The organism is uncultured Campylobacter sp., assembly GCF_938018035.1.
Classification (GTDB): Bacteria; Campylobacterota; Campylobacteria; order Campylobacterales; family Campylobacteraceae; genus Campylobacter_B.
Genome location: NZ_CALIJF010000294.1, coordinates 1 through 6995, shown reverse-complemented (window position 1 = coordinate 6995; position 6995 = coordinate 1). Strand labels below are relative to the sequence as shown.

Sequence of the window (6995 nt, the reverse complement as noted above, 5' to 3'; positions counted from 1 at the left end):
ATGAGGATAGAAGTGATGGCTTTAAAAGGTTTATAGCAATATTGCTTATGTTATCGATTGAATCTAGAACACAAGAAGCCGATAACAGATTAATTTTATTTGATGAACCAGATGCTTGTTTATATCCAACCAGTGCTAGATTTTTAAAAGAAGAGTTGCTAAAAATTTCAGAGAATTCTATTGTAATATATTCTACGCATTCCCCTTTTATGATAGACAACGAGTGCATAGAAAGACACCTGGTTATAGAAAGAAAGGATGATATTTCAGAAATAGTTCTTCAAGGCAAATCGCCATTTCAAGAAGATGAGCTTTTAAAAAGAGCAATTGGAAGTCATATATTTGAAAGCATACAATCGAAAAATATTATTTTTGAAGGCTATATGGATTATAAAATTTTTAAAATGTTTTGTAATACAAATGATTTTAAAAATTGCGGGATAGTGTATATGGGCGGCATAAAAGACGTTGATATGATAACTACGATGATGATGCTAACTGGTAAGAAATTTCTTATAATATCCGATAGTGATGAAACTTCAAAAAATAAGAAAAAAGACTTTGAGGAAAGATTTCCGGAATTTAAAACTAATTGGATTGAATATGATATTGCGGGTACAGAATTTAAAACTATTGAAGATTTTTATAGTGATAAATATGTATTAAATAATTTAGAAAGTGAAAAATTTGATATAAAAGAGTATGATAATAGTAAAGCTTGTATGGCCAATATAAATAAAATTATAAAGGATAAAAACAAAATTAAAGAATTTAAAAATAGGCTCATAAATAATATTTCCAAAAATGATATGAAAAAGGATAAATATACTATATTTATGGATATTATAAAAAAGATCTTAACAAATCTGTAGGGAATAATAAATCCAAAGTCACAGCTTATTTTGCTCTTGTTTTGAATTGTCGGCTGCTTATGCAATAGTTTTGATCAAAACCCTAAAAGGCGTTTACTTGTCTATTTTTGATTAATTATTTATAAATTTATCCAAAACTAAAGCGCTTTCATCTATCTCTCGTCCGATGAAGACCAAAAAATTATCGCAGCGTTTGCGGTCGCTAAAAGGCGTTATCTCAAATTTGCCGTTTACGAACTGCACGACGTATTGAGCCTCATCATCTTCGAAGCTAGCAAGCCCTTTGATGCGGTAAAAATTTTCCGGTATATCGCTCATAAATTTGATGAAATTTTGCCTATCGATGCCCTCAGGAAGGTCCTTTTTAAACGAGACTATCCCTTCGTCTTCGTGCGTAGCATGCATTTTGCCCTCAAGCAGGACGGACGCCATATAGGAGGTGTCGCTCTGGCGGTAGAGCAGGTAGTTTGGATTTAGCTCGGCGCCAACCGTCTCGAATATCTCGGCGCAGCGGTTGTTTTGGATTAAAATTTGTCGTATCCGCTCCTGCCGCTCGCTCGAGATCAGATCGATTTTATTGAGCACTATGACGTCGGCAGCCTTGATCTGCTCGAGCATTATTTTTGATCTGCCCCGCTCTTTTAAAAAATTCGCCCCATCGACGACTGTGACGATGGCGCATAGATTGACCGCGTCTTTTATCTCGTTTAGCTCGCTTAAGATATTGAAAGGATTGGCGACGCCGGTGGTTTCAAGCACGATGCTGTCGGGCTTTTTGGGCTTGAGCTGCGAAATCGCAAGCTTGATCTGCCCTGCCATAGAGCAGCAAACGCACCCCTCGTCGATCTCTACGAGCGCGTATTTGGCGTCTAGCAGCGCGCCGTCGAGACCGATCTTGCCGATCTCGTTTTGGATGATGCCGGTAAATCTATTTTGCGCCGTTTCGTGCTCGATGAAATTTTGGATAAATTTCGTCTTGCCAGAGCCCAGATAGCCGGTGATAATAAAGAAATTCGGCCGCTCGCCGCCTTGCATAAAAATTTGCTTTTTATCCTCCTTGGCTAAGCGCAGCAAAAATTTAGACAAAGGCGCCGAGCCTGGCAGCTTTTTAAAGGATTTATCGTTAAATTTAAAGCACGCGTCGTCCGCATCCTTGCCGTAGATTAAATTTACAAAAATTTCGCCGCAGAGCGGATCTGCTTTGCTTTTGAGGTTGCGGTCTTTGTCGTAGATAACGGCGTGCGCCGCTTTTTTGTAAATTTCAAAGCTCTCGTAGCGCGGCTCGTAAATTTTACAAAGCGCGATATGTAAAAAGTTCATAAACGCAAGCGATACCCTAAAGCAGGGGAAATTTTTATCGAGCCCCTCTTTTGCTATGATCTGCTTACCCTCTACGCGCACACCGTCCTTTGCGTACGACCTATCTCTGAGCTTCGTTTTAAAAGATAGCGCCAAGCCCCGCTCTTGCGGCTTTAAATAGATCGTAGCGACGCAGAAATTATTTAAAAGCTCCTCGTGCGCGGAGAAATTTCGCACTTTTGTTAAAAAATCCGGCTCTCCGGCCAAAACGGCTTCAAAAAGCGAGACACTACCGAGCAACTCGTCGTTTGCGGAGGGGAAATAATAAAGCTCAAATACGCCCGCGCCCTCTTCCACCTCCCGCAAAACGATGCCGTAAATTCCGCCGTAAAAGCCAAATTTTATGCTCCAGCATTCATTAAAATAGTTCCCCTTATACATCCCCTGATACCTGCTTGAGGATTTTATGTCGCTATCGTAAAGAGATTTCATCAATACGCATCTCATAAGCGACCTGTAATCCTCAAACGAGTATTTAAATTTCAAAGGGAAAATATCTTGAAATTCCATGCTTCTATCCAAATTTAACCTTGTCGCCATTGCCTAGATAATCGGACGTTTTGGTTCTAAATCTAGCCGTGCCTTTTACGATCGGATAGCCCTCGCGGACGAATTTTTGCACGGTCAACAGTCCCGTGCAGTGGTTGCACGCCATGACTTGGTAGTTCCATCTTTTCAGTCCGATAACCAGATCGTCGTATTTTGGATCCCAGTCGTCAAACGGCGAGATATGAAGTCCGCCGTAAAGACCATAGAGCTGATCATTGTCGTATTTTAGCTCTTTGTATGCGGAATCAGAGAATGTAATAATACCCTGATGACAACATCCCGTGATACTCACTAGGCCTTTGTCTTTGACGTTTACGAAGATCGACTGCTCGCCAAAAACCCTCGTAATGATAGGGCAGTCGTAGCAAAACGTGCACATTCCAGGCTCGATCTCATTTCTGCCCTTTTTAAACACTACAAGCTCGCCTTTATGGCCTGAATCTTTGATATATTGTCTACCCTCCGGGTAAAAGCCTTCGTGGATTATGATTCTGATGTCGGGCTTATACTTTAAAACGACGGGCAACGCCCAAAAGTGATCGTAGTGCTCGTGCGACATTATGAGAGTGTCGATCTCGCCGTTTTGCAGCATCTTATCGATCCCCTCCCGCTTAAAGCACTCGTGCATCCACTTATATGACCAGCCGCAATCAAGCAGATATTTTTTCTTTTCGCCGTTTAGGCGCTCTATCTCTATCAAAGCGGAGTAGCCGCCGGCGTTATCGGGATTTACGGAGAGCTTTTTGGTTACCTCCCAAGCCTCATCTATTTTATCGGGTAGAAGATGCTTGATTTGTGAAATTCCCTCTTCGTAGCTACCTTTAGCAAGCCCTTTGCCGTTACCGAACGGCGGCCAGTTAAATAGATATTGGTTGACTAGCAGTCCGCCTGCGCCTTTAATATCTCCCATCAGCATCGAGTTGTCAAACCAGCTCGTTTCGGAGATATTGGTAACTTCAACGCTTTTAATCGCGCCAAAATCGGTCATCTTTCGCACTTCATCCGGAAGAAAAAATTCCCTCGCAGGAGAGTATGAAAATACCCCCATCGATGCGAGCGCGCCGAGTCCTATGCCCGCCGCGCCGCCTTTTATAAAATCTCTTCTAGCTTCATTCATCTCAGATCCTTTATTTAAAAATTGTAAGCATATTGCCCACGGCAGGCGCTAGATAAACTACGGCGAGATAGATGATCACGCCTATGATAAAGCCTACCACCAAGCCTTTAATGGAATTTTTATTTCCAAAATCATCTTCCTCGCCTGCTTCCTCTGCTTCCTCTTTCTTGCCTGCAAGCTTCCAGCCCGGCCAGCCGTCCATAAACCAGTAATTTATCAGCATTACATTGATAAACCAGATCATCGGAATCATAGGGAATTGTTGCGGGTGCGAAAAGCCTTTTTGGGTGCCTAGCAAAAAGTGCGAGACCTGATAATAGACGTAGTATAGGACGATAGCTGCTACCATGCTTATGATCGTTCTAAGAAGGATATTGACGGGCTTTGAAAATTTATTGACCGCATTGTTGCAGTAAAATTTAATAAATAGCACCGGCACGAGCCAAAATATAGCTATCTCGCCTACGTGCAGCCATCGCCAATCGGGCGCAAAGAGCCTCCTGTCGCCTCTAATATGCACGCCCCAGATGAGCTCTTGTAGATAGTAAAAGAAGAACGAAAAGCAAAACGCCATCGCTATAATGCCGAAAAACGACGCCACCCTTCTAAGCCAGTTCGTCTTAATAAGGCTAAAAGGATACCTCTCCCAGATGGTCTCATACACCCAGACCATAACGGTACAGCACATAATCCATGCGATATTGAAATTTCCGTGCACGGTATCGGCGAAATTATGCCACCAAGGCGGAGTAATGGATGTGTATTTTTGCCACGGATCGAATAAAATTCCCATTTGCGAGTGGAAAAATACGAAATACACGATCATACTTAGCAAAAAGGTCCAGATAAAAACGGTAAAGCCTTTAACGGGCTGCTTTAGCTTCTGCCACGGCGAATTATCCGCAGCCACTACCCAAGAGGGGCTGAGCCACGACGCGATAGCGGCAAACATCAAAATAGCCTGTGCCGAGTACTCAAGCGCGTAAAAATCGGTTATGCCAAGCTCTGCAAGCCTTCGCGGACTAAAATACGATATGGCAAGCTCGCCTAAAATAAATTCGAAGAATATCTTTAAGAATACGAAGAAGGTAAAAAACACCATCACCGTAAAGATAATGCCCTTTTTCGCAGGCCCCGCCGTATAGAGCCACTCTCTTTTGAATGGCCAAAAATTAAAAATATACGCGATCCAGATGATGACCACGAGTAGCCATCTGCACCACATATATCCCACGTAAGGGGTATACATCCTCATCAGTCCCCTAGGATCTTGAAAGATCCACCACGATGCGTAAAACACTACAAACAAAAACAGAGTGTTTACAAGCACCGATGTGAGCGGAGAATACCTTCTAACAAGCTTCCGCTCCTCCAGATAAATTTTCTCTTCAGGTTCGCTCATCGCTTCCTCCTTACATAAAATTTAATCTTTGTTAATTATATAAAAAGAGTGCAGCCCATTTGTAGCGTAAATTTGGATTAAATTTTAAATTGTCTCAGAAAAGCTTCATTTTGGAAGCTTGATTATGAAATTTGAACCGCCTTTTAGGCTTTCGACGACGAGCGAGCCCTTACAGTGATCTTCGATGATGATCTTTGACATATATAGCCCGATGCCGGTGCCGTTTTTGCTGGCTTTGGTAGAAAAATACAGATCGAAAATTTTATCCGCGATCTCCTTTTTGATGCCGCCTGCATTGTCTTTTACGCTTAAGCAAAGATAGGACTTTTCGATGTAGGTTGAAATTTCGATAACCCCATCGTCGATATTTCTTTCTAAAAATGCGTCCTGCGCATTTTTTATGATGCTTAAAATAACCTGCGAAACCTCGTTTTTATATGTGAGCAAAGTCTGGTTGCAGCCGTATTTCGCGTAAATTTTAATCTTTTGGTTTTGCAGTATCGCTTTTGCGATATTTATCGCCATATTGCAAAGCTCCTCCAGGCTCGTAACTTCCTTGATCTTAGCGGGCTTAAAGAAATTTCTAAATTCATCGATCGTTTCGGATAGGTGCTTGGAATACTGCTCGATCTTGCCTAACTCCTCCAAAAGAGCCGTTCTGTCAAATTTATCAGCCATCAAGCAGCTAGTGCTTAGATAGGAAGCCGTAGCCGAGATAGCGGACAGCGGTTGCCTCCATTGATGCGCTATCATATTTAAAATTTCGCCCATCTGAGCGAGCCTTGATTGATACTGCAGCTGCTCGTCTTGGCGCCTTATGAGCTTTAGCTGCTCCTCGATCTCGTGGTTGAGCGTTAAATTTAGCCGCTTGACCTTTAGCCTGCTTTGTTTTAATTTCTTCTCCGCCATCACCCTTTTGGTGATATCCACCACTATCCAAAGCACCTCGTCGTTTCCCGATATGGAGTCGCCCGAAATTCTAATCCACAGCCCTTTGCCGTTTTTGTGCCTTAGCTCGTAGTTTAGCTGCAAGGCCTCGTTTTTCCTTACTTTATTAAAGGCGATATCTGCGAAATGCAGGTATTTTTCCTCGCTTAGATGTATGGTTTGCGCGGATTTACCGATGATCTCGTCGTATTCGTAGCCGAAAATTTTACAAAATGTCTCGTTGCACTCCATAATATTTCTTTTCTTATCCACGATGAAGATGCCGACGCCGGAATTTGAAAATATCGTCTCAAATCTCTGATGATTTTTCTTGATGTCTACTATCGCCATTTTATTCTGTATCCTTGCGAGTAGATATTTTCTATCAGCTTGTAGCCTATTTTTCGGTGAAATCTGGATATGATATTTCTTACCCGTTTGTCGTCATACTCGTCGCAATCCTCGAACAGCTCGTTTTCTATCTCAAGGCCGCTTGCGATCCGCCCGCTGGAACTTAAAAGCAGCTGTAACAAAGAGGTTTCGTTTTTGGTTAGTTTGATAATTTCGCCCGCTTTGGATAAGCTCGAGCTCTGCTTATCCCACACGAAATCGCCGCTTAGATAAATAAACTTTCCCGGTTTCGTTTCGATACTTTGCGTGATTTTTTCAAGCACGCTTAGTAGATCCTCTGTCGTAAAAGGCTTTAGAATATAGCCGTCCACGCCGATGGATATCGCTTTGGTGAAAAATTTAGACTCGTCATGGGCTG

The 6995-nt window shown here is 42.3% G+C and carries 6 protein-coding genes; 1 reads left to right on the top strand and 5 read right to left on the bottom strand.

What is annotated here, in order from left to right:
• On the top strand, positions 1-872 hold an 872-nt coding region (locus Q0257_RS08870; RefSeq protein WP_298024199.1), incomplete at its 5' end, for an AAA family ATPase.
• Positions 873-983: 111 nt separating this feature from the next.
• Here Q0257_RS08870 and Q0257_RS08865 read toward each other — a convergent pair.
• The 5 genes from Q0257_RS08865 to Q0257_RS08845 all read right to left on the bottom strand — a co-directional run.
• Positions 984-2753 carry a GTP-binding protein gene (locus Q0257_RS08865; protein ID WP_298024197.1) on the bottom strand — a complete coding sequence of 590 codons (1770 nt, stop codon included), beginning with the start codon at positions 2751-2753 and terminating at the stop codon, positions 984-986.
• Positions 2746-3897, bottom strand: a complete 1152-nt coding sequence (locus Q0257_RS08860; protein WP_298024195.1) for an MBL fold metallo-hydrolase — start codon at positions 3895-3897, stop codon at positions 2746-2748. Before Q0257_RS08860 ends, Q0257_RS08865 begins: the two co-directional genes overlap by 8 nt.
• Positions 3898-3907: 10 nt before the next feature.
• On the bottom strand, positions 3908-5299 hold the full coding sequence (locus tag Q0257_RS08855; RefSeq protein ID WP_298024193.1) for a hypothetical protein: 1392 nt from the start codon (positions 5297-5299) through the stop codon (positions 3908-3910).
• Positions 5300-5404: 105 nt separating this feature from the next.
• Complete coding sequence (locus Q0257_RS08850) at positions 5405-6577, bottom strand: PAS domain-containing sensor histidine kinase (RefSeq protein ID WP_298024191.1); 1173 nt, start codon at positions 6575-6577, stop codon at positions 5405-5407.
• A partial coding sequence (locus Q0257_RS08845; protein WP_298024190.1) for a winged helix-turn-helix domain-containing protein occupies positions 6568-6995 on the bottom strand: 428 nt, incomplete at its 5' end. The genes Q0257_RS08845 and Q0257_RS08850, both read right to left, overlap by 10 nt.